Source organism: Desulfofustis glycolicus DSM 9705 (genome assembly GCF_900130015.1).
GTDB classification, from domain to species: domain Bacteria; phylum Desulfobacterota; class Desulfobulbia; order Desulfobulbales; family Desulfocapsaceae; genus Desulfofustis; species Desulfofustis glycolicus.
In genome coordinates this window covers 58,050-82,422 of sequence record NZ_FQXS01000009.1, presented here as the reverse complement: position 1 = coordinate 82,422, position 24,373 = coordinate 58,050, and the positions used below count along the sequence as shown (strand labels likewise).

The window sequence follows — 24,373 nt, the reverse complement described above, 5'->3', positions numbered from 1 at the left end:
CCTGCTGAAAGTCAATAATGGAGAGATGACCCAGCAGTTCGTTCTCGTCGATTGCAGCGACTTAACAACCCGAAATCACTACCACAAGAAAAATGAATCCGGCACCCGGCCGACCGACTGGCGGGAGCCGCCGCTGTCTGCCGTCACCGACAGAACTACACGTGTCGTCGAACCGGTCACCAACAGTCCGGCACCACCTGCGATTGCCGTACTATGATTTGCGTGGATCAAAGGCCTCGCGCAGCGCTTCGCCGATAAAGATGAGCAGCACCAGCATGCCGACCAGTACGAGAAACGTCGACAGGGACAGCCACCAGGCATCGATATTGTTTTTCCCCTGCGCCAGCAACTCGCCGAGACTCGGCGTCGACGGCGGCACCCCGAGTCCGAGAAAGTCGAGGCTGGTCAAGGCCAGGATAGAGGCCGACATGCGGAACGGCAGGAAGGTAATGACCGGCGTCATGCCGTTGGGAAGCAGGTGGCGCACCATGATCACCGGGCCGCTGACGCCGAGCGCCCGTGCCGAGCGAACGTAGTCGAGATTCCTGCCTTTGAGGAACTCTGCCCGCACGTAATCGGAGAGTCCCATCCAGCTGAACAGGGATAGCAGAACGAGCAGCAACAGTGCGCTCGGCTCAAAGATCGAGGCAAAGATGATCAGCAGATAGAGTTCCGGCATCGCCCCCCATATCTCGATAAAGCGCTGGCCGAATAAATCGATCCTGCCGCCGAGATAGCCCTGGATGGCGCCGACCAGGATGCCGATCAAGGTACCGACCGCGGTCAGCGCCAGGCCGAACAGGACGCTGAGGCGAAAGCCGTACAACAGCCGGGCGAACACGTCACGCCCGCGGTCGTCGGTACCGAGAAAATTGCTGGTGGTCGGCGGCGACGGCACCGGACCGTCGATCTGAAAATTGATGGTATCGAAATCGTGATGGTTGATCGGGAAGATGGCGCGATTACCGGGCTTTTCCATCTGCTCGAGGAAAAACGGGTCGCGGTAGTCGGTCTCGGTCACAAAGACGCCGCCAAACGTCGTTTCCGGATAGTCGAACAGCAGCGGCGCGTACCAGGACCCCTCGTAGCTGACCAGCAGCGGCTTGTCGTTGCTGATCAGCTCGGCGCCGAGACAGAGGACAAAGAGCACGGAAAAGATGAGTAGGCTGTAATAACCGCGGCGATTGCGGCGAAAGCGCAGCCACCGCCGCTGCCGTGGAGTAATACCCCGTCCGGCCGGAACCGTATCAACCATTGGCATCGACACGACTGAAATGGATCCGCGGGTCAACAGCGACATAGCTCAGGTCGGACAACAACCGGCTGACCAGGCCGATGATCGAGAAAAAGTAAAGGGTGCCGAGCACGACGGGATAATCGCGATTGAGCACCGACTGATAGGCGAGCAGTCCCATCCCTTCGAGCGAAAAAATTGTCTCGATGAGCAAGGATCCGGTGAAGAACGAGGCGATGAAATAGCCGGGAAAGCCGGTGATGATCGGGATGATCGCGTTTCTGAAGACATGTTTGTACATGATGGTCCGCTCGTCAAGTCCCTTGGCCCGGGCCGTCATCACGTAGTTCTTGCCGATTTCCTCGAGGAAGGAGTTCTTGGTCAACATGGTCATCACCGCCAGGCTGCCGATGGCGCTCGACACGATGGGCAGTACCATGTGCCAGAGGTAGTCGAGGACCTTGGCAACAAGCCCCAGCTCCGCCCAATCATCCGAGACCAGCCCGCGCAGCGGGAAGACGCTCCAGAAACTGCCGCCGCCGAACAAGACGATCAGCACGATGCCGAGCACGAAGCCGGGAATCGCATAACCGACGAGGATGACGGTACTGCTGATCACATCGAAGGAGGACCCGTCACGCACCGCCTTGGCAATCCCCAGCGGAATGCAGACGCCGTAGACGATGAAAAAGGTCCACAGGCCGAGCGACATCGACACCGGCATCCGGGAAATTACCAGGTCGACAACATCACGCTGGTAATAGTAGGAAGAGCCGAAATCGAAGCGGAGGTAATCGGCCATCATCGCCAGAAAACGCTGCAATGGCGGCTGATCGAAGCCGTAGAGGGCCTTGAGTTCGGCAAGCCGCTCTTCGTCCAGGCCGGTGGCCCCGCGATACATCGACGACGAGGCGGCCACTTCACCGCCCGCCCCGCCGTGGCCCTCGAGCAGCGCGATCATCTGATCGACCGGGCCGCCCGGGACAAACTGGGTGACGATAAAGGTGATCAGCATGATCCCCACCAGGGTCGGGATCATCAAAGCGATGCGTTTCAGGATATATGGGACCATGCGTGCGCTCTATGGCTGTGCCGGTGTGCGCTCGTTGCGATCTGTCGCGGCGAGCGTCATTCATTATAGCCGGCAGCCTAGCATCGAGAAAGACAAAATGCCAGTCGGACAACAAGCGATGCAGAAAAAATCAACAGCCTCCCCTGTCGACGGCCGCCCCGCGCCGCGCTGCTCGGCACCTCTCAAAGAAACTATTGATTTTATATTTGCTTTCTATTACAGCTTGATACCGGCCGGGACCGGTGCTCATGGTTTCCCGATCATCCGTTACACCAACCAGCTGTTTCGAGGACGACAATGAGCATGATCACCACCGAGGATGAACTCAGGGAATTGGTAGACCACGCCCGACGCAGTGAATGCGTGGCGCTGGACACCGAATTCGTCTGGGAGAGAACCTACTATCCGCAGCTCGGTCTGATCCAGCTGGCCCTTTCCGACGAACAGTGCTACCTGATCGATCCGCTGGCCATCACCGATCTGTCCCCGCTCGGAGCACTACTCGCCGACCCCGGCGTCGTGAAGATCCTGCACGATGCCCCCCAGGACCTGTTCATCCTCAACCGAACCACGCGGGCCCTGCCGGCAAACATCTTCGACACCCGGGTCGCCGCCGGTTTTTCCGGCCTGTCTTCGACCATTTCGCTGGCCGACCTGATCGGTGTCCTGCTCGACATCAACCTGCAAAAAACCCAGACCCGAACCAATTGGCTCAACCGCCCGCTCGATCAGCTGCAACTGGACTATGCCCTCGACGATGTTCGCTATCTCGGCGCGGTGCGTGTCCTGCTGCTGAGCCGGATCATCGTTCCGGAAATCAAATCCTGGCTGAAGCGTGAGCTCGAACTGCTCAACAGCCCGGACCACTATCTCGGCATCGACGACCGGAACCGCTTCAGCAGACTCAAAGGCGCCGGTTCCCTGAATCGGGAGGAACTGGCCGTCGCCCGGGAGCTGGCAACCTGGCGAGAGCAGGAGGCCCGGCACATGAACCGGCCGCGCGGCCATATTCTCACCGACCAGGTCGTCATCTCCCTGGCAAAAAAACAGTGCGCCTCCCCTGCCGAGCTGCAGCAGGCTCACCTGCTGTCACCGAAAAAACTAAAGCGGTACGGTCCGGCTATCCTGAAGAGTATCGAGAACGGGCGGGCCACCGATCGTACCGAGATACCCGAGCGAAAACGCCCCCTGCGCCTGAACCAACGGGAACAACAGGCCTATGAGCGCCTCACCGACTTCATCCAGCTCAAATGCGAACTGCAGGGGCTTGACCCGCAGCTGATCGGCAGCAGCGCCGAGTTGAAACAACTGGCGAAAAATCTGGATAGCCCCGGCAGCCCGTTGCCGAAACGCTTGACCGAAGGCTGGCGCCGGGAGTTTCTCGAAGAATTTTACCGCCGGCGCGGCTGATCAGCGGGCCAGCGCATCGAGCCGGGCCAGCAAATCCTGTTCGGACGGCGCCCCGACGATCCGATCGATTTCCTGCTCCTGCCGGAAAAACAGCAGCGTCGGCACTCCCTTGATCCGGTAATGAACGGCTGTTCCCGGATGGTTGCTGGTGTCGAGACTGGCGACGATTACCCGGCCGACATAGCGGCCGGCGCACCGCGCAATCAACGGCGCCAGCGACCGGCACGGACCACAGCCCGGCGAAAATACATCGACCATCACCGGCAGGGGTGCCGCCCGGATAAACGACTGGAAATCGTCGTCACCGAGCTGCACCGGCGTTGCCGCCCCGCGAAGATCCAGCGGTTTTTTGCAGACGCCGCAGCGCGGCTGCAGGTGCTGTTTCTTTTCCGGAATCCGGTTTTTTTTTCCGCAGGAACTGCACGTGACTATGACTGTCTGCATGGTTTCGCCTCCTCCTGTGGTGGCAACCGCTGTGCACCACGATAATGCTCACGGTCTCGCTTACGACGTCAAATGGCGATAGAGATCGACCATGCGCAGCGGCAATTGTTGCACCTGGTCGATGAGCAAATAATGATCGCTGCCGAAGATCCGCGGCAGATAATCGCGGGCCTGGCGATCGATAGTCACCCCGAAGGCGTGCAGTCCCGAGCCGCGGGCCTCGAGCAGGGCCTTGCGGGTGTCCTCGACGGCATACTCTCCCTTGTAGTCGTCGTAGTCTTCGGGCTTGCCATCGGTCAGCGTCACCAGCAGCCTGGTCCTCGCGTCACTGGTACCGAGCAATTCGGCGCCCCGGCGAATGGCCGGGCCAAGCCGGGTATACTCGCGCGGCGCGATCGAGCCGATCCGGCGTGTCACCGCTTCACCGTAAGGTTCATCCAGCCGTTTGATCGGAAACAACTCGCAGCGGCTGCGCCGCATCCCGGAAAAACCGTAGATGCCGTATCGATCCCCGGCCGCCGCCATAGCCTCGCAGAGCACGACGAGCGCCTCCTTGATCACCGTGCCGACCCACCCCCGGGTAGAATTGGACAGATCAACGAGAAAGAGACTTGCCAGGTCGCGTTCGTTACGCTGCAGCCGAATGAACAGCCGATCACTGGCCGCTGTTGACGCGCGCCGGTCGGCTCGCGCCTCGACCGCTGCATCGAGATCCAGTTCATCGCCTTCGCGCTGGCGGCCGACAAAGCATTCGTCAACCCGCATCATTTCAAACTGGCGCCGTAGACGCAGCAAGACGCCGTGATAATTCTGCAGCGTCGCCGCGACAAAGTTCGACTGCACGAGCGGCAGCTCCTTTTCATAGACGGCGCACCAATTTTTCCGATAACCGTTGCGACGAAAATCCCATTCGTCAACCAGTCGGGCGCCCGGAGCCGGTCCGGGGGAGGGCCCGGCCGCATCGGCGTCGTCATGATGGCCGCTGCTGACACCACCGCCGGCGACACCAACCGCAGCGGCGATATAGGCGGCCGGTATCCTGCCCCGATCCTGCAGGATCTCAGCGGCCAGCGCCTGGAGTTCATCGGGCAGCTGACAGTTCTCGTTGTCGATGTGCAGCACCAGCCGGCACGTCGTCTGACCCTGTTCACCTTCTTCGACCAGCATGATCTGCGTTGCCTCAACTTGGTCGGCAGTACCGCCGTTTCCCTCGCTCGCCTGCTGGTGATGATCGGCCAGCAGGCGGCCCAGCTGCCGGACGAAGGCCTCGCGCACCAGTGCACGCCGGGTCTCGAGTTGTTCGGCGGCGCCGGAAAAATCGTGGTGGCCGAGCATCTCCAGGATCAGCGGACGGCGATACGCCCCACCATGATCGGCAACCTGCCGGTAACACTCCAGCAACGCCGGCCAGGGATTTGCCGCCGCACCGCTCGGATCGCCGCGGCGATCAGGTTCAAACGGGTCGTGCAGTACCGCCAAGGCCAGCCGGGAGACGGCCGTTCCGATCGATGTCGGCTCCACCGCCAGTTGCTGCCTGAGCTCGGGGAAAACGCTTCGCCATTGCCGGGCCAGCCCCGGCAGGCGGCTTTCGATCCACTGCATCGCCCGCCGACACTCGTCGATAAAAAACAGATCGGCCGCCAATTGCGGCTCCGGGAACAAGGCGAAATAGGCAGCCAGGGACGGCCGACTGCCCGACGGCGGCGTAACATCGAAACGCATGCGAACAGCCGCCAGATCATTGTTGCCTGGCACCAGGCGATAGGTCCCCTGCCGAACGAAACCGACGTGCACCGCTGCGACCATTTTATAAAGTACGGTGTTGGCGGTTCCATCACCAGCGCAATCGATCTCCGGGGGCAGCCGGAGGGTCACCGTGTCGGTGGCGGCAGTTTGACCGGCAGTCAGCTCCATCGCCTCGCCGGCCAGGCCGGCGACGAACAGGCTGAGCCACGGGGCTATCTGCTCGAGGGTTACCGCGCTGCTCTGTTCCCGCGAAGCGAGAAACTTCACGCCACCGTCGTCGAGAAGCGTTCGGGCACCCCGGAGACCGTCACGCTCATAGCGCTGCAACAGGGCCCGAACCCAGTCTGCCAGAAGGAGATCGGGCACCGCGATGCGTCGCACGCCCTGCTCGAGAAAGGCTAGGCAGAGGCTGTGACTGACCGGCCAGATCGGTGATACCTGGTCCAATAACACCTCCTGTCGATCTGCCGGCAGACCGGCCAGACGACCCAGCAGGTCCTCTACCTCCCACTCGTTGGGGTGAGAGGGGTGAATCAATTGATAGAATCGCTCTTTGCAGGCCTGTTCATTCATCGCGCCACGGGCTCTTCCACTGGTGCTCTGCAGCTCAGAAGACCGCTGCGACCATCTCTTTCAAGGCCGCGAGCAGATCGGGATCATCGGTAAGGCTCTCGACGATGCCGACCAGGCAGGCGGTCTGTACGTCGATACCCGATTGCACCAGCAGTCCGGCCTGGATGAGCAGCCGCGTCGACGCCCCTTCCGGCAGTCCGGAGTCTTTCAGTCCGCGGCTCATGGCACCGAGGCGCACCAGCTGCAGGGCCAGAGAGGATTCGATGCCGGCCTCCTTCGAGACAATGAGCGCCTCCCGCCGTTCATCGGGATAATCAAAAGACAGGGAAACGAAGCGCTGCCGCGTCGAGGGCTTGAGATCTTTCAAAACGCTTTGATAGCCGGGGTTGTAGGATACGGCCAAGAGGAACTCGTCCGGCGCCGTCAGTAATTCGCCCCGTTTCTCGATGGGCAACTCCCGCCGGTCGTCGGCAAGCGGGTGAATGACCACCGTCGTGTCCTTGCGGGCCTCGACAATTTCATCGAGGTAACAGATTCCACCGACCCGGACCGCCCGGGTCAACGGGCCGTCGAGCCAGACCGTATCGTCACCCTTGATCAGATAGCGGCCGACCAGATCGGAGGTCGACAGGTCATCATGGCAGGAGACGGTGACCAGCGGACGCTGCAGCCGCCAGGCCAGGTAGCGCATGAACCTCGTCTTGCCGCAGCCGGTCGGGCCCTTGAGCAGCAGCGGCAGCCGGCGCGCTGCAGCGGCGAGGGCTATGGACACTTCTTCACCGAGCGGCAGATAAAACGGTTCGCTGCTGATCCGGTGGTCTTCGATCGATTGCTGTTGATAGGCCATGGCCGTCTTCTCCTGAAGGGAAGCTTGAAAAATGAGAGCTTTTATCATCACGGTAAGTGCAGCCGATGACCCGCGCAAGGACCACCTTGCATATCACCGTTGCCGAGTCGGGCCCGTTTCCCCGGCCCGGCGGCGACTGACGATCTTTTCAGCCCCTTTCCGTTCCATCCTTGACTTCTGTAAACTTTCGAAGTATTTTTGATCTCTTTTGAGTACAGCATTCTCGGCTTTTGCCCGGAATAAGCGTAAATACAAATTGTTATCATACCAGCCCAACGTGTGCAGAGGTATGCCCGTTTCTTATGTTTGAAAATCTGACAGATCGGCTTGAAGCAGTTTTCAAGAAACTCCGCGGCCACGGCGTTCTCACCGAAGAGCACATCGCCGAGGCCATGCGCGAAGTGCGCATGGCCCTGCTCGAAGCCGATGTCAACTACCAGGTTGCCCGCGACTTCGTCGATTCGGTCTCCGCCAAGGCCCTCGGCCGGGAAGTCTCCCAGAAACTGTCTCCGGGTCAGCAGGTCATCAAGATCGTTCGCGACGAACTGGTCGAATTGCTCGGTGGCAGCACCGAACAGATCAGATTCGACGGCCGGCAACCGGTAACCATCATGATGGCCGGCCTGCAGGGCTCCGGTAAAACCACCACCGCCGGCAAACTAGCCGCTCAGTTCAAGGACTCGGGACGAAGGCCCTATCTGGTGCCGGCAGATATCTACCGGCCGGCAGCCATCGAGCAATTGCAGATTCTCGGTGATCGTGTCGGCGTGCCGGTGCACCCGTCGACCGCCGACACCAAACCGGTCGACATCTGTCGCCGGGCCGTCGCCGCAGCCCGCGAGAACAATTACGACACGCTGATCATCGACACCGCCGGCCGGTTGCATATCGATGAGCAGCTAATGGGTGAGCTGAAAGAAATTCAGACCGCCGTCGATCTCTCGGAAATCCTCTTCGTCGCCGACGCGATGACCGGCCAGGACGCCGTCACCGTTGCCGACACCTTCAACAAAAACCTGGAGATAACCGGCGTCGTCCTGACCAAGATGGAAGGCGATGCCCGCGGCGGCGCGGCGCTGTCGATCAAGCGGGTCACCGGCAAACCGATCATGTACGTGGGCACCGGCGAGGGTCTCGATGCACTGGAGACCTTTCACCCCGACCGAACCGCTTCCCGCATCCTCGGCATGGGCGATGTCCTGACCCTGATCGAGAAGGCGGAAGCCGTCGTCGACAAGCAGGAAGCCGACCGTATCGCCCGCAAACTGAAGCGCAGCGAGTTCACGCTGGAAGATTTTCTCGACCAGATCCAGCAGATCAAGAAGATGGGCTCGCTCGAGCAGATCATGTCGATGGTGCCGGGTATCAACAAATTGCGCCAGATCAAAGACGCCCCGCAGCCAAACGAGAAGGAACTGGTCAAGACCGAAGCGATCATCCGCTCCATGACCCGCAAGGAACGGACCAACCACCGGATCATCGACGCCAGCCGCCGGCAGCGCATCGCCGCCGGTTCCGGCACCTCGGTGGCCGAGGTCAACCGTGTCTTGAAGAGCTATACGGAAATGCTGAAAATGCTCAAGAAGATGCGTGGCAAACCGGGTGCGATGTCCGGCATGAAACGAAGAAAGGTTCCGAAAGGAATGAGACGATAACCGTACACCAACGAATAACCCGCACGTCAGGACGCCTGATGGCGCCTTTTTGCAGAAAAGGAGAACTCAACCATGGCAGTTAGAATTCGCTTAACCAGACTGGGCCGCAAGAAAAAGCCGTTTTACCGCATCGTCGTTGCCGACAGCGAAGCTTCACGCGACGGTAAATTCCTCGATATCCTCGGCACCTACGACCCGCTGCAGGATCCCGCCGGGATCACCATCAACAGCGAGAAATTGCAGGACTGGCTCGGTAAGGGCGCCCTGCCGACCACTACCGTGAAGAGCTTGATCAAAAAGGCCGCTGTCGTCGGTTGAGTGCGGGCATGAAGGATCTGATCGCCCATATTGCCGAATCGCTCGTCGACCACCCCGACCAGGTCGTCGTTAACGAGCAGGAGACCGAGGACGGCCTGACCATCGAACTGACGGTCGCCCGTGCAGACCTCGGCAAGGTAATCGGCAAACAGGGACGGACGGCCCGGGCCATGCGAGCGCTGCTGTCGGCGACCGCTACGGGTCAGAGCCGGAAGACTAGGCTCGACATCATGGAGTGAGGCGCCCGCCGCCATGCCCATGCAGTATGATTTCCCCACCGACGCCTTCCGGCTGGTCGGGAAAGTGAACAGGGCGCACGGGTTGAAAGGTGAATTGAAAGTCGCCCCGCAATCCTGCACCCCCGAGCAATTCAGACAATTCAGCCGCGTCGCCCTCGTAGCGACAGACGGCCGGATGACCGCGCTGCTCGATGTCGCCGGCGTACGCTGCCACCAGCGACTGGTCATCCTGAAGCTTGCGACCATTGACAACCGTAACGAAGCCGATCTGACCGCCGGTATGGGCGTTTTGCTGCCCGCCGATCAGATGGTGGACTCCGGCGACCGGCTTGACCCGCATGGCCTGATTGGCCTGAGCGTCCGGCAGGTCGGCGAACCCGAGATCATCGGCACGGTGGTCGACTCATTTGACAACGGCGCCCATCAGGTCCTCGTCATCCACCACGGAAAAAAGGAATTTCTGGTGCCGCTGGTCGACGATATCATCACCGGGATCGAAACGAATGCTGTCGTCATCGACCCCCCGCCCGGTCTGCTCGATCTGGACGCGAACAACAACCGCGCCCGCTAAGGCGAAGAAGATGATCTTTTCAGTATTGACCATCTTTCCCGACCTGTTCGACTCGCCGCTGCGCGACGGCATCGTCGGCAAGGCCATCGGCGAGCGGAAGATCAGCGTCGACCTGGTCAATATCCGGCAGTTTGCCACCGATCGCCACGCGACCACCGACGATCGCCCCTACGGCGGCGGCGAGGGTATGGTGATGAAGCCGGAACCGCTGGTCCGCGCGCTGCAGCAGGTACGTACCACCGCCCGGCCGTCGGCGCGGGTGGTATTGCTCAGTCCGCAGGGACGTTTGCTGCGCCAGGATATCGCCGAAGAGCTGGTTGACCCGTCGGGGCAGTTGATCCTCATTTGCGGCCGTTACGAAGGAGTGGACGAACGGTTTCGCCGCCACGTCGATGACGAGATATCGATCGGTGATTATGTCCTGACCGGCGGTGAACTGGCCGCTCTGGTTATCATAGATGCGGTGACCCGCCTGATTCCGGGAGTACTCGGCTGCAGGGCGTCGGCCGAGAACGACAGTTTCTGCGGCAATTTGCTCAAACACCCGCAGTACACGCGGCCACGGGTCTTTGAAGGACAGAATGTTCCTGACGTGTTGCTCAGCGGCGATCACCACAAGATCGGCGAGCATCGCTTCCTCGCTGCGGTCCGGCAGACCCTGCAGCGACGGCCGCAGTTGCTCGCCGGCCGGCAGTTCAGCGCGCCGGAGACGGCGCTGCTGCAACGACACGGTCTGTGGCCGGAAATCGAGGCGCTGCTGAACCGCGGGGAGCGTCAATGAACCGGACAACGGATTTTCGGCTGGATATTGCCCTGCTGCATCACCCGGTGATCAACAAGACAGGGGAGACGATCGGTTCGGCGGTCACCAATCTCGATCTGCACGACCTGGCCCGCGCGGCCCTGACCTACGGGGTCGGCCGGTATTACCTGGCGACACCGTATGAAGACCAGCATGAGTTGGTGTCTCAGATCATCGGTCACTGGCAGGACGGGCACGGGGCAACATACAACCCGGCCCGCAAAGAAGCACTGGCGATCATCCGTCCGGCCTACAGCCTCGACGAGATCGTTGCCGACGTTCAGGCCCGGCGCGGCGAAACGCCGCTGCTGGTGGCGACCAGCGCCAGGCCATGCACCGGCGCCGTCGGTTTTCGGGAGATGCGTGATCATCTGGAGCACGACCGACAACCCGTTCTGCTGCTGTTCGGCACCGCCCATGGGCTGGCCCCGGAATGTTTGGGCCGGGCAGATGCCGTGTTGCAGCCGATCCGCGGCAGGTCGTCGTACAATCATCTGTCGGTACGATCGGCGGTGGCGATCGTGCTCGACCGGCTACTCGGGACGCCCTGAGCCTCCTGAAAAGGTTTGCCGGAAAAGAGCAGCAAGCGTGCTGCTATTGCAGCGATGAAACACTCGGTTTTGCCTCAATTCGAGCGACCGCGCCCCGTCTTTGCGGCGGCGCTGATGCCGATGCGAGCTTTTATATCAGGTAGTCAAACAACGAGAACAACGAGAAGAGTAAAGCCATGAATCATCCAGTCATCGATAAAATCGACCAGGAACAGATGCGCTTCGACCACCCGGCCTTTCGGCCGGGAGACACGGTCAAGGTCCATATCCGCATCATCGAAGGCAACAAGGAGCGTATCCAGATCTTCCAGGGTGTGGTTATCAAGCGCAAACGCGGCGCCATGGACGCATCCTACACGGTCCGCAAAATCTCCCACGGTGTCGGCGTCGAGAAAACATTTGCCCTGCACAATCCGCGAATCGAAAAGGTCGAGCACGTCTCGTCCGGTCGTGTCAGACGCTCGCGGCTCTATTACCTGCGCGAACGTCGTGGTAAGGCAGCCCGTATCCGTGAGCGCGGCATCAACTGATCCCGGCAGCTTTTTTCCCGCCACGAGGCCGGCCCGATGACCACCGGGTCCGGCCCGTGCGGCGTCTTGGTACCAGGGCTGTTCGCGCCGCCGGCCGACGACGGCGATACGTTTCAGTTTGAGCGCTTGCTGCTCGATCGCGGATTTTGCTACATCGCCGGCACCGACGAGGCCGGCCGGGGCCCGCTGGCCGGACCGGTGGTCGCCGCCGCGGTGATCCTGCCGCCCGGTGCCGACTACCGACCCTTCTGCGACTCGAAACAGACGACCGCTCGACAACGGAGCTGCCTGCGCGACCGTCTCCGGGAGATCGGCGCGGCCATCGGCATCGGCTGCATCGATGCCGCCACCATCGATCGAATCAATATCCTGCAGGCCTCACTGCGCGCGATGGCCGACAGTATCGCCGCCTTGGCCGAGCACGGGACAACTCCCGATTTCATCCTGGTCGACGGCACCTGCCGGGTACCGCTGACCATCCCCCAGCAGCCCATCGTCAAAGGTGACTGCCGCAGCGCATCGATCGGTGCCGCATCGATCATCGCCAAGATCACCCGCGACGAGATCATGGCAGAACTGCATGAGCGTTACCCGGTCTACGATTTCCTGGCCAACAAGGGCTACCCGACCAGATACCATCGTCAGGCGGTGCAACACCACGGACCGAGCCCGGTGCACCGCTTCAGCTTCAAGGGAGTCAGGGAATTTGTCACGACAGCGGAGTGAAACCGGCAAGCAGGGCGAACAGCTGGCCGCCGATTTTCTCGTCGCCGCCGGCTATCGAATCGTTGCGCGCAACTACCGGGAAAAATGCGGAGAGATCGATATCATCGCTCGTGACGGCCCCACCTGGGTGTTCATTGAAGTCAAGGCCCGGCGAAGTCGCCGCTACGGCGCTCCGATCGAAGCAGTCACCAGCCACAAACAACGCCAGATCAGCGCCACTGCGCTGCTCTATTTGAGCCGGCACGGACTACTTGAAGCACCGGCCCGCTTCGACGTGGTCGGGATCGATCTAGCCGACGCCGTCCGGCCGCAGATCGTTCACCTCAAAGACGCCTTTTCCACAAGTTAAATGCCATGAGCCGGAATACTACGAACAATGAACATCGGCGTCACGGTCGGAGGGGCCGACCGGTCCTCCCTCCGGCTGCTGCGCTGCGGCCTGTTCGGCTGGCCTCCGAGGCCGACAGACAGGCCATCCATGGCCTGGCCACCGGCTGCGGACGTCCTGTCCGCAGCCCTTCGGGCCTGATTCTCCGGCCCGCCGGGCCTTCGCGATGCAGCCTCCAGGAGCACCGATCGGCCCGGACAATTGATTCGCGGATAACAACCGCACAGCACGCATGAAACAATGAGCAGACAACCAGCACGCGCCGCCGCACCGGTCGGCATCACGATGGGGTGCCCGGTCGGCATCGGGCCGGAAATTATTATCTCCTCCTGGCAGACCTGCAGCCGTACCCTGGCCACGCCCCCGGTCGTCATCGGCGACCGTGCAGTGCTGGCGATGACCGCCAGGCAGCTCGGCCGCCACATGCCCATTGCCGACTGGCAACCGGGACGCCCGCCTCAACCGGACGTTCTGAACGTGCTCACCGCCTCCCGCCTTGATCCGGACACGTTGCGCGCCGGGCAACCGAGCCGCGCCACCGGGCTGGCCATGGCCGGCTATATCGATACCGCCATCTCATTGTGTACAGAAGGTCTGCTCGACGCGATCGCCACCGGCCCGATCTCCAAGGCCGCCCTGAACCTGGCCGGTTACCCGTTCCCCGGCCATACCGAGATGCTCGCCGCCCGAACCGGCGCCGAGCGGGTGGCCATGATGTTGACCGGATCGCGCCTGCGGGTCGTGCTGGTCACCATCCACTGTGCCCTGGCCGACGTGGTTCCGGCCCTCACTGGCGCGTCGATCATCGAACTGATTACGCTGACCGAGCTGGCCCTGCGCACCGATTTCGGACTCGACAAACCGCGCATCGCGGTTGCCGGACTCAACCCGCACGGCGGGGAAGGCGGCATGTTCGGCCGTGAGGAAATCGAAATCATCGCCCCGGCCGTCCGCCACTGCGCCCGGCTCGGCATCACCATCGACGGACCCTTTCCGCCGGACACCGTTTTCCACCAGGCGGCCTCGGGCCGCTTCGACGTGGTGGTCTGCATGTATCACGACCAAGGGCTGATTCCATTCAAACTGCTGCACTTCCACGATGGCGTCAACGTCACGCTCGGTCTGCCGATCATCAGGACCTCGGTCGATCACGGCACCGCCTACGATATCGCCGGCCGCGGCGTGGCCGACTGCCGCAGCCTGGAACAGGCGGTGACGCTGGCCGCCGAGCTGGCCGAAAACCGGCGGCGCAGCGCAGAGAGAGCGTCCGGCACCCTCTCCGACAAACAGGAGGGTTCATGAAACGGAGTAGCGGTCGACTCATCGTCTTCGAAGGCATCGACGGCACCGGTAAAAGCACCCAGCTGCGCCTGCTGGAGAGCTATCTCGAAGAGTGCGGCAACCGTGTCGTCGCCACCCGCGAGCCGACCAACGGCACCTTCGGGCGGAAAATCAGATCACTCTACCACAGCCGCAGGGCCATCTCCCGCGAAGAAGAACTGGCCCTGTTCATCGACGATCGCCGCGAACACGTAACGACGGTACTCGCTCCGGCACTGGCCGCCGGCCGGATCGTACTCTGCGACCGATATTTCCTGTCGACCGCCGCCTACCAGGGCGCTGCCGGGCTCGACCCGGAAAAGATCATCGCCCGGAACGATTTTGCTCCGACCCCGGATCTCGCCCTGGTCTTCGAACTGGATCCGCACGAAGCGCTGCGCCGCATCACCGAACACCGCGGAGAGAAGCCCAACGATTTCGAGCAACTCGATTACCTGAAAAAAGTCGATACCGTTTTTCGCTCGATGCGATTACCTTATATCAAGCGAATCGATGCGTCACCAATCGCCGAACTGATCCAGCAGCACGTGCGGGACGTGGTCGATGAACTGCTCGATCATCATCAAGCGTAACGGAGCCGCAGTGCAGACGTTTATCAAATTCACTCTCCCGTGCCTCTTGTTGTCACTGTTCATGGCCGCCTGTTCCGGAGCAGGGACCATCGGCGCCGAGGCACCGGCCGACGCAGGCCGGGCAGTCGACAGCGACAATCGAGATCTTTCCTGCGCCTACTTTTACTTTCTCTGGGGGAGTCACGCCGAATTCGACAATCGGCTCGAAGATGCACTGGAGGCCTACGAAAAAGCGCTCGTCTGCGATCCCTCCGCCAGCTATATCAAGCAGAAACTGCCCTTGCTGATGATGAAAATGGGCGACACCGACCAGGCCAAAACCCTGCTCGAAGAGGCCATCCGCCGGCACCCGGAAGACACCGCCCGGCGAGCCCTGCTGGCAAGTATCCATATTCAGCAGCAGCAGCACCGCCTCGCCGTCGAGCAATACCGGGCAATCATCGCCTACGACCCGGAAAACGGCCCGATCCTACTGCGCCTCGGTGCCCTGCTGAGCCAACTCGGCGAATACGACGAGGCCGGCTCGATCCTGAACCGGCTGCTGGAACTTGATCAGGAACTCTATCTGGCTCGACTCTACCTGGCTCGACTGGCCGTCCGCCAGGACGACCCCGAGACGGCGGTCCGCCACTACCAGGCGGCCCTGGAACTCAACTGGTCGGCTGAACTGGTTTATGAACTCGCCGATATCTATCAAAAAGAGCACCGCTACCAGGATGCCATCGACCTCCTGCGCTCGGTTTTGGTCGATAACGAGGCGGACGAACAGGCCCGTCTCGGCATCGTCCAGTCCCTGCTGGCCCAGGAACGGGAAGAGGAAGCGATCGCCGAACTGGGACTGGCCCGGCAATTCAGCTCATCACCCGAGCGGTTATCGGTGGTCATCAGCCGGCTCTACCTGCGCATCGACCAGCCCGGCAAGGCCATCGACAACCTCCGCGCCGTGCTCGAGGCGACCGTGAGCAGCGAAGCAAGCTATCTGCTGGCAGTCATCCTCGCCGAGCGGCGGCAATTCGACGAGGCCCTGACCCTGATCGACGCCATCGACCGTGAAGACCGGGAGTTCGAGGACGCGATCTTTCTCAAGACCAAGATCCTCCACGATGCCGGGCAAACCACGGAGGCCCTGGAACTCCTGGAGCGTTTCCTGGCAACAGATTACGGCAACAAGCCGATGCTCGTCCTGCTGGCCGCCTCGCTCAACCGGGACCAGGGCAACGACAAGCGCAGCCTGGCATTGCTGGCCGAGGCCGCCGAGCGTTTTCCCGGCGATGAACAGGTCCTCTTCGCCTACGGCCTGCAACTCGAGCGCAGCGATCGTCTGGACGAGGCAATCAACGTGATGGAAGCGATCATCACCCGCAACCCCGACCATGCCGAAGCCCTCAACTTCGTCGGTTATTGTTGGGCCGACGCAGGTCGCAACCTGGACCGAGCCCTGCAGTACATCAACCGTGCCATGGCCCTGAAACCGGGCAACGGCTATATCCGGGACTCGCTCGGCTGGGTCCATTTCCGCCTCGGCAATCTCGAGCGGGCCGAACGTGAACTGCTCGGAGCCTTGGAACAGCTGCCCGACGATCCACATATCAACGAGCATCTCGGCGACCTTTACCGAGCCCTCGACCGGCCCGACAGGGCCCGCACCTTCTACAACGCCGCCTACGAGAACTTTGACGATGAAGCAAAAAAACAGGCAGTTCGGCAGAAAATCGATGACCTTGCCAGTCCGTGACCGGCGACCGCTAGGCCGGCAACTCGCTCTCCTGCTGCCGCTGCTGCTCCTCTTGCTCGCCGGCGGCTGCGCGCGATCCCCGTGGACGGAACCGGTGGACGATGAGCGCCATCGGCAGCTGCTTGCCGCCTACGATGATCATCGCCGCCAGGCCGCCCAATGCGGCGACGCCTACGACGGAGACCTGAACCTCTCCTGGCGAACCAGTGTCGATTCCGTTGCCCTGGCCGGCTATTACCAGATCCAGCACCCGGCTTCGGTGCGCTTCAATGTCACCAATCCGCTCGGTCAGCCGCTCGTTGCCGTCGCCGTCGCCACCGGCGGTTTTCAGGTTCTGCATGTCCCCCGCCAGACCTTTTATGCGGGCAGCATCCGCTCCTACGCGCTGCGTCACGACGTGCCGCCGGCCTTGCTCAGCGGTCCGTTGTTCGACTGGCTGACCGGCCGGCCGATCGCAGGCGGGGTCCGGGTGGCCGACATCAGAGAAGACAAGCAGGAGCGGGGCGTCTGGTACGCGCTAGTGCGGGACGGAAAGAACAGGACGTTACCGATCGAGCACCTGCTGCTCGATCCGGCCACAGGTCAGGTCGTGGAGCGGGTCGTGGTCGACGATCAGGATGAACAGCACGCCCGCATCAGCTACGACGACTGGCAACCGGCGGGCAACTGCCGGCTGCCGCTGGTCGTGACGATCACCGGCATCTCGTTCTGGGCCGAAGCCGAACTGCGCTTCTCCGAGGTCCTGCCGGCCCGGCTGTCACCGGCAGATTTCAAGCTGCCGGTGCCGTCGGGTTATCTGAGGCAGTTCATGCCGTAGACATCAGCGCACCGCCTGCACGTCGACCGGCGGTGGGGTCTCCGCCGGTTCGTCCTCGAACTCGTCGATGACGATTACGAACAGGTTTTCCTCTTTGAAAAATACCTGCTGCAGGTCGTAGTTGCGGTTGGGCACCAGGTCAAGAACGACACGCACCTTGTCCGGATCGTTATGCCGCGCCACTCTGATGCGGGCAACGAACTCGCCGTTGGTCTCGAGCACGGAACGCACGTCGCGGCTCAATTCGGTATCGAGGAAATCGCAGACCACCCGCGGATTGCCCTTCTCTATGCCGAAGACGATCGGCGGGTAGAAATCGTTGAGTTTGAAGAGGACCATCTCGCTATCACTGCTGGTATTGTCGAAAGAGACATCGCGCAGAATCGGATCGACGCTTTTCTCCGGCTGCGGCTCGACGCCGGGCAGCAACGCGGCAAGGTCATCGACGGGGGGCGGCGGCGATTCAGCCGGTGGTGTTTGCCGGCTTGCCTCCGGTTCGACGGCGGCCGGCGACGGTTGATCGGTAGCCGGGATCGACAACGTTTCTGATTCGGGCTGTTTGACCTGCGCTTGCAGCTCCGGCGATTGCGCCGGAACAGCGGCCTTCGCGGATTCCGGCTCGGGAGCCGGCGGTATCGAAGCCCCCGACGTTTCGCTCGGGTAAAAGGTGATGGACAGGATGTTGTCCTCGATCAGGAAATCCTGCTCGAACTGGTATTCCTCTTCCGCCTTGAGGTCGACGACAACCCGTGTCTTCGGCGGGTCGTCGTGAATGCCGATGCGAACGCCTTTGATCAATTTGCCCTGCGTATCGGCGATACGGTTGATCAGATCGGAATAGCGGGTATCGATGAAATCGAAGACCACCCGCGGCCGCTCTCCCTGAATTTTGAACACCTTCGGGATGTGGGCGCCGTTTAATTTGAAGACGATTTTTTCGCGATTTTCGTCGTCTTTTTCGTATGATATCGATTCTATCACGGCTTCCGTTGCCGGTTGTTCCGCAGCGGCGAAACCACCAAACGTGACGAACCAGATACCAAGCAGAGCAACCGCTAAACGTTTCATCAACCGACACCTTTCACGTAACCTGTTATTTTCCTTAAAAGTTATGAACCAACTATCTCATTACATCATCCATTCTTGAAAAGTCAACCCATTTTCGGTAAATCTGCGGACTCGTGCACACCGCCGGCTCCCTATCAATCACCTCTTCAGCGGAACCGGCCGGTCGACAGACAATCGCCCGGTTCCGCAGACCGACACCCATGACCGATTCTTCGTTTTTGCCGTTCGTCACCAGACCGGGCCGCTATCTCGGCTGTGAATACCAGAGTGCTCCGATCAAGACTACCGCCGACCTGCTCCACTGGGCGCTCGTCTTCCCCGATCTCTACGAAATCGGCATGTCGCACCAGGGTTTGCAGATTCTCTATCATCTCCTCAATAGCTGTGATCGGGTGCAGGCCGAGCGCTGTTATTGCCCGGCTCCCGACGCCGAGGCCGTCCTGCGCGAGCAGGGCGCCGAACTGACGACCCTGGAGAGCGGCCGCCCCTTACGTTCATGTGATCTTGTCGGCATCACGCTGCCCCACGAACTCTGCTATACCAATATCCTGACCATCCTCGATCGTGCCGGCCTGCCGTTTCTCGCCGCCGAACGGGTCGAGGGACAGCCGATCGTCATCGGCGGCGGCCCCTGCGCCTTCAATCCGGAACCGGTGGCCGAACTCTTCGATGCAATCCTGCTTGGCGACGGGGAAGAGGCGGTCATCGACATCGCCGCCCTGGTCCTGAAGCTGAAAACAGCAGGCGCCGGCCGTTCCGAAATAATCGAGGCGCTGGCCAATATCGACGGGGTCTATCTGCCGCACCGCTACCGTCCAACCTACGACGAATCAGGCCGGCTCACCGGTATCGAGCATCGGCCGGACGCCCCGGCTCGGGTCAGGCGGCGGATCCTGGCCACCCTCGATCGCATCGATCATCTGATCAGACCGCTGGTACCCAACGCCAAGATCGTCCACGACCGACTCGGCATCGAGGTCGCCCGGGGCTGTACCAGAGGCTGCCGCTTCTGCCAGGCCGGCATGACCTACCGGCCGGTACGGGAACGCAGTGTGGAGCAGATCTGTGCGCTGGCGGAGGCGGGCATCACCAATTCCGGGTTTGACGAAATCGCGCTGCTATCGCTGTCGACCGGCGACTACAGTTGCCTGCCGGAAGTGCTGCCACGACTGATGAACCGTTTCTGCGGTGAGCGCGTCTCGATTTCCATGCCGTCGATGCGGGTCGGCACCCTCGGCCCGGAACTGATGGAGCAGATCAAGCGGGTCCGCAAGACCGGTTTCACGCTGGCCCCGGAGGCCGGCAGCGAACGACTGCGCCAGGCGATCAACAAGGGCATCAGCGAAGAGGACCTGCTCAGTGCGGCCGAGCACGCGTTTTCTCTCGGCTGGAACCTGATCAAGCTCTATTTCATGATCGGCCTGCCCGGCGAGACCATGACCGATATCGACGCAATCGCCGAATTGGCGCAAAAAACCGCATTGGCCGGCAAGGTCAGCGGCCGCGGTCGCCGCCGGGTCAATGTCAGTGTCGGCACCTTCGTGCCGAAACCGCACACCCCGTTCCAGTGGGACGCCCAGCTGACCATCGAGCAGAGCCGTGAGCGGCTCGAGCGGCTGCGCTCGGTCATGGCCCGTCGCGGCCTGAACCTGAAATATCACGACCCGCAGCAAAGCTATCTGGAAGGGGTCTTCGCCCGCGGCGACCGTCGCCTGACCAGACTGATCATCGCAGCCTGGCAGCGGGGCGCCCGGCTCGACAGCTGGAGCGACTGGTTTGACCTCGGTCGCTGGCAATCGGCGGCCGACGACTGCGCCATCGACCTCAATGCCTACCTGCACTCCCGCGATCCCGGCGAGATCCTGCCCTGGCAGCACCTCGACGCCGGCATCGATATCGACTTTCTCTTGCGGGAGCGCGATCACGCCGAGCAGCAGCTCTACACACCTGACTGCCGATACCACGGCTGCCAGCAGTGCGGTCTTTGCGATTTCAAGACCATCCAGCCGCTGGTCCGAAATCGCCGCCGTCTGCCGCCGGACCCGGCAACGCTGCAGCCACCGGCCACCATAACAGTACCGTCGGATAGCGGCAGCAAATACCTGATCACCTACAGCCGCACCGGCCCGATTCGCTTTCTCGGTCATCTCGAGCTGATCCAGGTCATCTTTCGTGCCATCCGGCGCGCCGGCTGGCGACCGCTCTATTCGCATGGTTTCAACCCGAGTCCGAAAATCTCCTTCGGGCCGGCCCTGCCGGTCGGCACCGAGAGTCTCTGCGAGTTCCTGCTCCTCGAACACGACGGACCTTTGACCGATCTCGCCGACCAGGCGGACCGACTGAGCCGCACCCTGCCGCCCGGACTTGAGGTCAGCTCGATCCACCCGCACCACGGCAAGGTGCCGCAGGATATCGTCTGCAGCTACGAAATACAGCTGCCGTTCGACCTGGACGATGCACAAGCCAACCTGATCACAACCTTCACACAGGCCGAGAGCTTTATCGTTCAGCGACGCCGCAAGAACAACACGGCGCCGCTCGACCTGCGACCGCTCGTCGACGCTCTGAGCGTCACCCCGCCCCGGACGGTACTCGCCGAGATCGTATACCAGAGCGGCCGGCCGGGGTGCAAGCCGCTTGAACTACTGGCCCACCTGCTCGACTGCGACCAGGCCAAGCTGACCGCCGGTCTGGTGCGCAAAACATCGTGGCGGCCGCTGGCCGTCTGATCGCCCTTGCCCGACGACGACCGACTGTGGTAGAAAGATGCTGGCAAACAACCCATACGGATTTTGAGGGGAGTTTGAAAAATTCGGTATTTCGTTCAAGATCGAGGCGCGCAAGAAAATTTTACCGCAGGCATACACATGATATTCCGAGGATAAAATTTGATTACGCAACGATGAGATTGGACGAAATGACAATTTTTCAAGGTTCCCTTGATGCGTAGGCAGACAACAGGAGAACAAGCGTTGAAGAAAATCATTTTGCGTGACGACGAAATGCCGACTCAATGGTACAATGTAGTACCAGACCTGCCGGGCGGCCTCCGCCCGCCGCTCGATCCGGCCACCAAGGAACCGATGGGGCCGGACAAACTGGCGGCAATCTTCCCGATGGGATTGCTGGAGCAGGAGATGTCCGACCGGCGTTTTATCGACATCCCGCCGGAGGTCCTCGATATCCTGAAGATCTGGCGGCCATCGCCGCTGGTCAGGGCCACCGCCCTGGAACAGGCGCTCGGCACCAAGGCCAAAATTTACTTCAAGAACGAAGGCGTTTCCCCGGTCGGCTCGCACAAGCCGAATTCGGCGGTCGCCCAGGCCTACTACAACAAACGGGAAGGCGTCAAGCGGATGACCACCGAGACCGGCGCCGGCCAGTGGGGCAGTGCGCTGTCACTGGCCACCAACAAATTCGGCCTGGAATGTACGGTCTACATGGTCCGCATCTCGTTTGAACAAAAACCGTACCGGAAATCGGTCATGCAGACCTTCGGCGCCGAGGTCATTGCCAGCCCGAGCGATCAGACGGCATCCGGCCGGGCGATCCTGGCCTCCTTCCCGGACACCCCCGGCTCGCTCGGCATGGCCATCTCCGAGGCCATTGAGGACGCCGCCTCCAGGGAAGATACCAAATACGGACTGGGCTCTGTGCTCAATCACGTGGTTCTGCACCAGTCGATCATCGGCCTGGAGGCGAAAAAGCAGCTGGCCATCGCCGGCGATTATCCCGATGTCGTCATCGGCTGCTGCGGCGGCGGATCCAATTTCGCCGGCCTGGCCGTGCCGTTCATCCCCGATTACCTCGACGGCAAGAAGATCCGTTTCGTCGGCACCGAACCGTCTTCCTGCCCGTCGATGACCGCCGGCGCGCTGGCCTACGATTTCGGCGACACCGCTCAGACCACGCCGCTGCTCTACATGCATACTCTTGGGCACGATTTCGTCCCGCCCGGCATTCACGCCGGCGGGCTGCGCTATCACGGCATGGCGCCGATCGTCTCGGCCATGATCAGCCAGAAAATCGTCGAGCCGCTCCGGTTGCACCAGCTCGAATGCTTCGAGGCCGGTGTGCTCTTTGCCAGGACCGAGGGCATCATCCCGGCGCCGGAGACCTGTCACGCCATCCGCGGCGCCATTATCGAAGCGCTGCGGGAACCGGAGAAACCGCAGACCATCCTGTTCAACTTTTCCGGTCACGGGCTGATCGACATGGCCGCCTATGACCGTTATTTCGCCGGAGAACTCCACGACTACGACTATCCCGAGGAGCAGATCGCCGCATCCCTGGCCGGGTTGCCGCAGATCTGAAACGTCTGTGCCGACCCGCCTACGATATCTCCAGCAGCGATGCTTGACAGCGCTGCTGCTGACCCTGATCTGCTGCCTGCCGGCGGCGACGGTATGGTCAGCGCCGCCGCTCGAGCCGGCCATCGACCGTCTGGTCACCTCCGGTGGCCTGGTCGTCACCCTGGACGGCCTGGTGCTTGCCGATACCCGCAGCAGCGAATACTTCGTGCCGGCTTCGACGATCAAAGTCGCCACCGCTCTCGTCGCCCTGGAGACCCTCGGGCCGGGCTACCGTTTCGCCACCGATATTTATCTGCGCGGCGACGGAAGACTGTGCATCAAGGGCTACGGCGACCCGTTCCTGACCACCGAACGGGTACGTGAGATTTCCGCCGAACTGAAAGCACGCGGACTGCGCCGTGTCACTGGCCTGGTCCTTGACGACACCTCTTTCGCCCTTGACGAGCCTGCCGACGGCAGTGAAAATTCGACTAACCCCTACGATGCACCCGGCGGCGCCCTGGTCGTCAACTTCAACGCGCTGCCGCTTCTCAAGCAGCAAAGCGGCACCATCACCAGTCCGGAAGCACAATTGCCGGTGCTGCCGCTGACCAAAGAGATCGGGACGCAACTGCCGGCCGGTCACCACCGGGTCAACGTCGCCGCCTTTGACTCACCGGGGGCTCTTGACACCCCGCTACGCTACGTCGCTGAACTCTTCAGTGCCTTGTTGCGCCTGGAGGGCATCGACGTCTCCGGCACCGCCGTCCGGGGCACGGTTGGCATCGACGATAAGCTGCTGCTCAGATATGTCGGGCCGAAAACGACAGCCGAGATTATCCGCTCCTGCCTGAAGCATTCCAACAATTACATCGCCAACCAGCTGTTTCTCAGCGCCGGCGCCAGCCACCACGGCTACCCGGCCACCTGGGAAAAAGCCCGGCATACGGCAACCAATATCCTCGTCAATCGCCACCACCTGCCGGCCGAACAGTTTCAACTCATCGAAGGCTCCGGCCTGTCGCGGCGCACCCGGGTCACCCCAACATTCATGATCGCCCTGCTCGAGGCGTTCAAACCGTACGCCGACCTGCTGTCGCCGCTTCAGGGCATCCCGCTCAAGTCGGGAACCATGCGCAATATCTATTGCTATGCGGGATACTTCAGTCAGGAACACCGCCTCGACCCGTTTGTCATCCTGCTCAACCAGCCGCCCAATACCAGGCGAGAGCTACTCGGCCTGCTGCACCGGCTGCATCAAAACGCCCGCCAAACCAGCCGCCTCATCGAAGCCAGCCGGGCCACCACCGCCACCCGGTAATCCCGCACCCGATTTTACATCAACAGAAGTTTCCCCGGGCTGGCCGGTCCTGCCGGAGGCTGCATCGCGAAGGCCCGGCGGGCCGGAAAATCAGGCCCGTAGGGCTGCGGACAGGACGTCC

General features: G+C 61.7%; 25 protein-coding genes. 19 read left to right on the top strand and 6 right to left on the bottom strand.

What is annotated here, in order from left to right; genetic code table 11:
• Positions 1-25 precede the first annotated feature (25 nt).
• Complete coding sequence (locus BUC26_RS09260) at positions 26-217, top strand: hypothetical protein (RefSeq protein ID WP_073375440.1); 192 nt, start codon at positions 26-28, stop codon at positions 215-217.
• Here the strand turns inward: BUC26_RS09260 and BUC26_RS09255 are convergent.
• Both BUC26_RS09255 and BUC26_RS09250 read right to left on the bottom strand, forming a co-directional pair.
• Positions 212-1,255, bottom strand: a complete 1,044-nt coding sequence (locus tag BUC26_RS09255) for an ABC transporter permease (protein WP_073375438.1) — start codon at positions 1,253-1,255, stop codon at positions 212-214. The genes BUC26_RS09260 and BUC26_RS09255 overlap by 6 nt on opposite strands.
• A complete protein-coding gene (locus BUC26_RS09250) occupies positions 1,248-2,306 on the bottom strand; it encodes a microcin C ABC transporter permease YejB (protein WP_073375437.1) in 1,059 nt (352 codons plus the stop codon). The genes BUC26_RS09255 and BUC26_RS09250 overlap by 8 nt, the downstream gene beginning before the upstream one ends.
• Between BUC26_RS09250 and BUC26_RS09245 the strand changes: the two genes are divergently transcribed.
• Both BUC26_RS09245 and BUC26_RS09240 read left to right on the top strand, forming a co-directional pair.
• Positions 2,305-2,607: a hypothetical protein gene (locus tag BUC26_RS09245; protein ID WP_073375435.1), complete on the top strand. Its 303-nt coding sequence runs from the start codon at positions 2,305-2,307 to the stop codon at positions 2,605-2,607. The two genes, BUC26_RS09250 and BUC26_RS09245, sit on opposite strands and share 2 nt — an antisense overlap.
• Positions 2,604-3,716: a ribonuclease D gene (locus tag BUC26_RS09240; protein ID WP_073375434.1), complete on the top strand. Its 1,113-nt coding sequence runs from the start codon at positions 2,604-2,606 to the stop codon at positions 3,714-3,716. The genes BUC26_RS09245 and BUC26_RS09240 overlap by 4 nt, the downstream gene beginning before the upstream one ends.
• Here the strand turns inward: BUC26_RS09240 and BUC26_RS09235 are convergent, their stop codons facing one another.
• Genes BUC26_RS09235 through BUC26_RS09225 form a run of 3 tightly spaced genes read right to left on the bottom strand, consistent with a single transcriptional unit; the run spans position 3,717 to position 7,326 of the window.
• Positions 3,717-4,160 (bottom strand): thioredoxin family protein, encoded by a 444-nt coding sequence (locus tag BUC26_RS09235; RefSeq protein ID WP_073375432.1) that lies wholly within the window; start codon positions 4,158-4,160, stop codon positions 3,717-3,719.
• Positions 4,161-4,220: 60 nt separating this feature from the next.
• Positions 4,221-6,479 carry a nitric oxide reductase activation protein NorD gene (locus tag BUC26_RS09230; RefSeq protein ID WP_073375431.1) on the bottom strand — a complete coding sequence of 753 codons (2,259 nt, stop codon included), beginning with the start codon at positions 6,477-6,479 and terminating at the stop codon, positions 4,221-4,223.
• A gap of 34 nt (positions 6,480-6,513) precedes the next feature.
• Positions 6,514-7,326, bottom strand: a complete 813-nt coding sequence (locus BUC26_RS09225) for a CbbQ/NirQ/NorQ/GpvN family protein (protein WP_073375429.1) — start codon at positions 7,324-7,326, stop codon at positions 6,514-6,516.
• A gap of 302 nt (positions 7,327-7,628) precedes the next feature.
• On the opposite strand from BUC26_RS09225, the gene ffh reads away from it, so the two are divergent.
• The 13 genes from ffh (at position 7,629) to BUC26_RS09160 (ending at position 17,571) form a co-directional block, all read left to right on the top strand.
• The gene (ffh, locus tag BUC26_RS09220; protein WP_073375427.1) at positions 7,629-8,981 is read left to right on the top strand and encodes a signal recognition particle protein; all 1,353 of its coding nucleotides are present in this window, start codon (positions 7,629-7,631) and stop codon (positions 8,979-8,981) included.
• A gap of 72 nt (positions 8,982-9,053) precedes the next feature.
• Positions 9,054-9,299 carry a 30S ribosomal protein S16 gene (gene rpsP, locus BUC26_RS09215; RefSeq protein WP_073375425.1) on the top strand — a complete coding sequence of 82 codons (246 nt, stop codon included), beginning with the start codon at positions 9,054-9,056 and terminating at the stop codon, positions 9,297-9,299.
• An 8-nt stretch (positions 9,300-9,307) separates the two neighbouring features.
• Positions 9,308-9,538, top strand: a complete 231-nt coding sequence (locus BUC26_RS09210; protein ID WP_073375423.1) for a KH domain-containing protein — start codon at positions 9,308-9,310, stop codon at positions 9,536-9,538.
• Positions 9,539-9,551: 13 nt separating this feature from the next.
• Complete coding sequence (gene rimM, locus BUC26_RS09205) at positions 9,552-10,109, top strand: ribosome maturation factor RimM (RefSeq protein ID WP_084540574.1); 558 nt, start codon at positions 9,552-9,554, stop codon at positions 10,107-10,109.
• A 10-nt stretch (positions 10,110-10,119) separates the two neighbouring features.
• The gene (gene trmD, locus BUC26_RS09200; protein WP_073375420.1) at positions 10,120-10,890 is read left to right on the top strand and encodes a tRNA (guanosine(37)-N1)-methyltransferase TrmD; all 771 of its coding nucleotides are present in this window, start codon (positions 10,120-10,122) and stop codon (positions 10,888-10,890) included.
• Positions 10,887-11,462, top strand: a complete 576-nt coding sequence (locus BUC26_RS09195) for an RNA methyltransferase (protein WP_073375418.1) — start codon at positions 10,887-10,889, stop codon at positions 11,460-11,462. Before trmD ends, BUC26_RS09195 begins: the two co-directional genes overlap by 4 nt.
• 176 nt (positions 11,463-11,638) lie before the next feature.
• Positions 11,639-11,992 carry a 50S ribosomal protein L19 gene (gene rplS, locus BUC26_RS09190; RefSeq protein ID WP_073375416.1) on the top strand — a complete coding sequence of 118 codons (354 nt, stop codon included), beginning with the start codon at positions 11,639-11,641 and terminating at the stop codon, positions 11,990-11,992.
• A gap of 36 nt (positions 11,993-12,028) precedes the next feature.
• Positions 12,029-12,718, top strand: coding sequence for a ribonuclease HII (locus BUC26_RS23865; protein ID WP_084540573.1), 690 nt, complete (start codon positions 12,029-12,031; stop codon positions 12,716-12,718).
• Positions 12,699-13,067, top strand: a complete 369-nt coding sequence (locus BUC26_RS09180; RefSeq protein ID WP_073375414.1) for a YraN family protein — start codon at positions 12,699-12,701, stop codon at positions 13,065-13,067. The genes BUC26_RS23865 and BUC26_RS09180 overlap by 20 nt, the downstream gene beginning before the upstream one ends.
• Positions 13,068-13,346: 279 nt before the next feature.
• Positions 13,347-14,408 (top strand): 4-hydroxythreonine-4-phosphate dehydrogenase PdxA, encoded by a 1,062-nt coding sequence (gene pdxA, locus BUC26_RS09175; protein WP_073375412.1) that lies wholly within the window; start codon positions 13,347-13,349, stop codon positions 14,406-14,408.
• A complete protein-coding gene (gene tmk, locus BUC26_RS09170; RefSeq protein WP_073375410.1) occupies positions 14,405-15,019 on the top strand; it encodes a dTMP kinase in 615 nt (204 codons plus the stop codon). Before pdxA ends, tmk begins: the two co-directional genes overlap by 4 nt.
• The gene (locus BUC26_RS09165; RefSeq protein WP_073375409.1) at positions 14,991-16,754 is read left to right on the top strand and encodes a tetratricopeptide repeat protein; all 1,764 of its coding nucleotides are present in this window, start codon (positions 14,991-14,993) and stop codon (positions 16,752-16,754) included. The genes tmk and BUC26_RS09165 overlap by 29 nt, the downstream gene beginning before the upstream one ends.
• Positions 16,735-17,571, top strand: coding sequence for a LolA-like protein (locus tag BUC26_RS09160; RefSeq protein ID WP_073375407.1), 837 nt, complete (start codon positions 16,735-16,737; stop codon positions 17,569-17,571). The genes BUC26_RS09165 and BUC26_RS09160 overlap by 20 nt, the downstream gene beginning before the upstream one ends.
• A gap of 3 nt (positions 17,572-17,574) precedes the next feature.
• On the opposite strand, the gene BUC26_RS09155 is transcribed toward BUC26_RS09160, so the two are convergent.
• The gene (locus BUC26_RS09155; protein ID WP_073375405.1) at positions 17,575-18,639 is read right to left on the bottom strand and encodes an AMIN domain-containing protein; all 1,065 of its coding nucleotides are present in this window, start codon (positions 18,637-18,639) and stop codon (positions 17,575-17,577) included.
• Positions 18,640-18,839: 200 nt separating this feature from the next.
• Between BUC26_RS09155 and BUC26_RS09150 the strand changes: the two genes are divergently transcribed.
• From BUC26_RS09150 to BUC26_RS09140, 3 genes are all read left to right on the top strand, one after another.
• A complete protein-coding gene (locus BUC26_RS09150) occupies positions 18,840-21,368 on the top strand; it encodes a TIGR03960 family B12-binding radical SAM protein (protein ID WP_073375403.1) in 2,529 nt (842 codons plus the stop codon).
• A 213-nt stretch (positions 21,369-21,581) separates the two neighbouring features.
• On the top strand, positions 21,582-22,952 hold the full coding sequence (locus tag BUC26_RS09145; protein WP_073375401.1) for a TrpB-like pyridoxal phosphate-dependent enzyme: 1,371 nt from the start codon (positions 21,582-21,584) through the stop codon (positions 22,950-22,952).
• Positions 22,953-22,995: 43 nt separating this feature from the next.
• Positions 22,996-24,252: a D-alanyl-D-alanine carboxypeptidase/D-alanyl-D-alanine-endopeptidase gene (locus BUC26_RS09140; RefSeq protein ID WP_073375400.1), complete on the top strand. Its 1,257-nt coding sequence runs from the start codon at positions 22,996-22,998 to the stop codon at positions 24,250-24,252.
• Positions 24,253-24,373 lie beyond the last annotated feature (121 nt).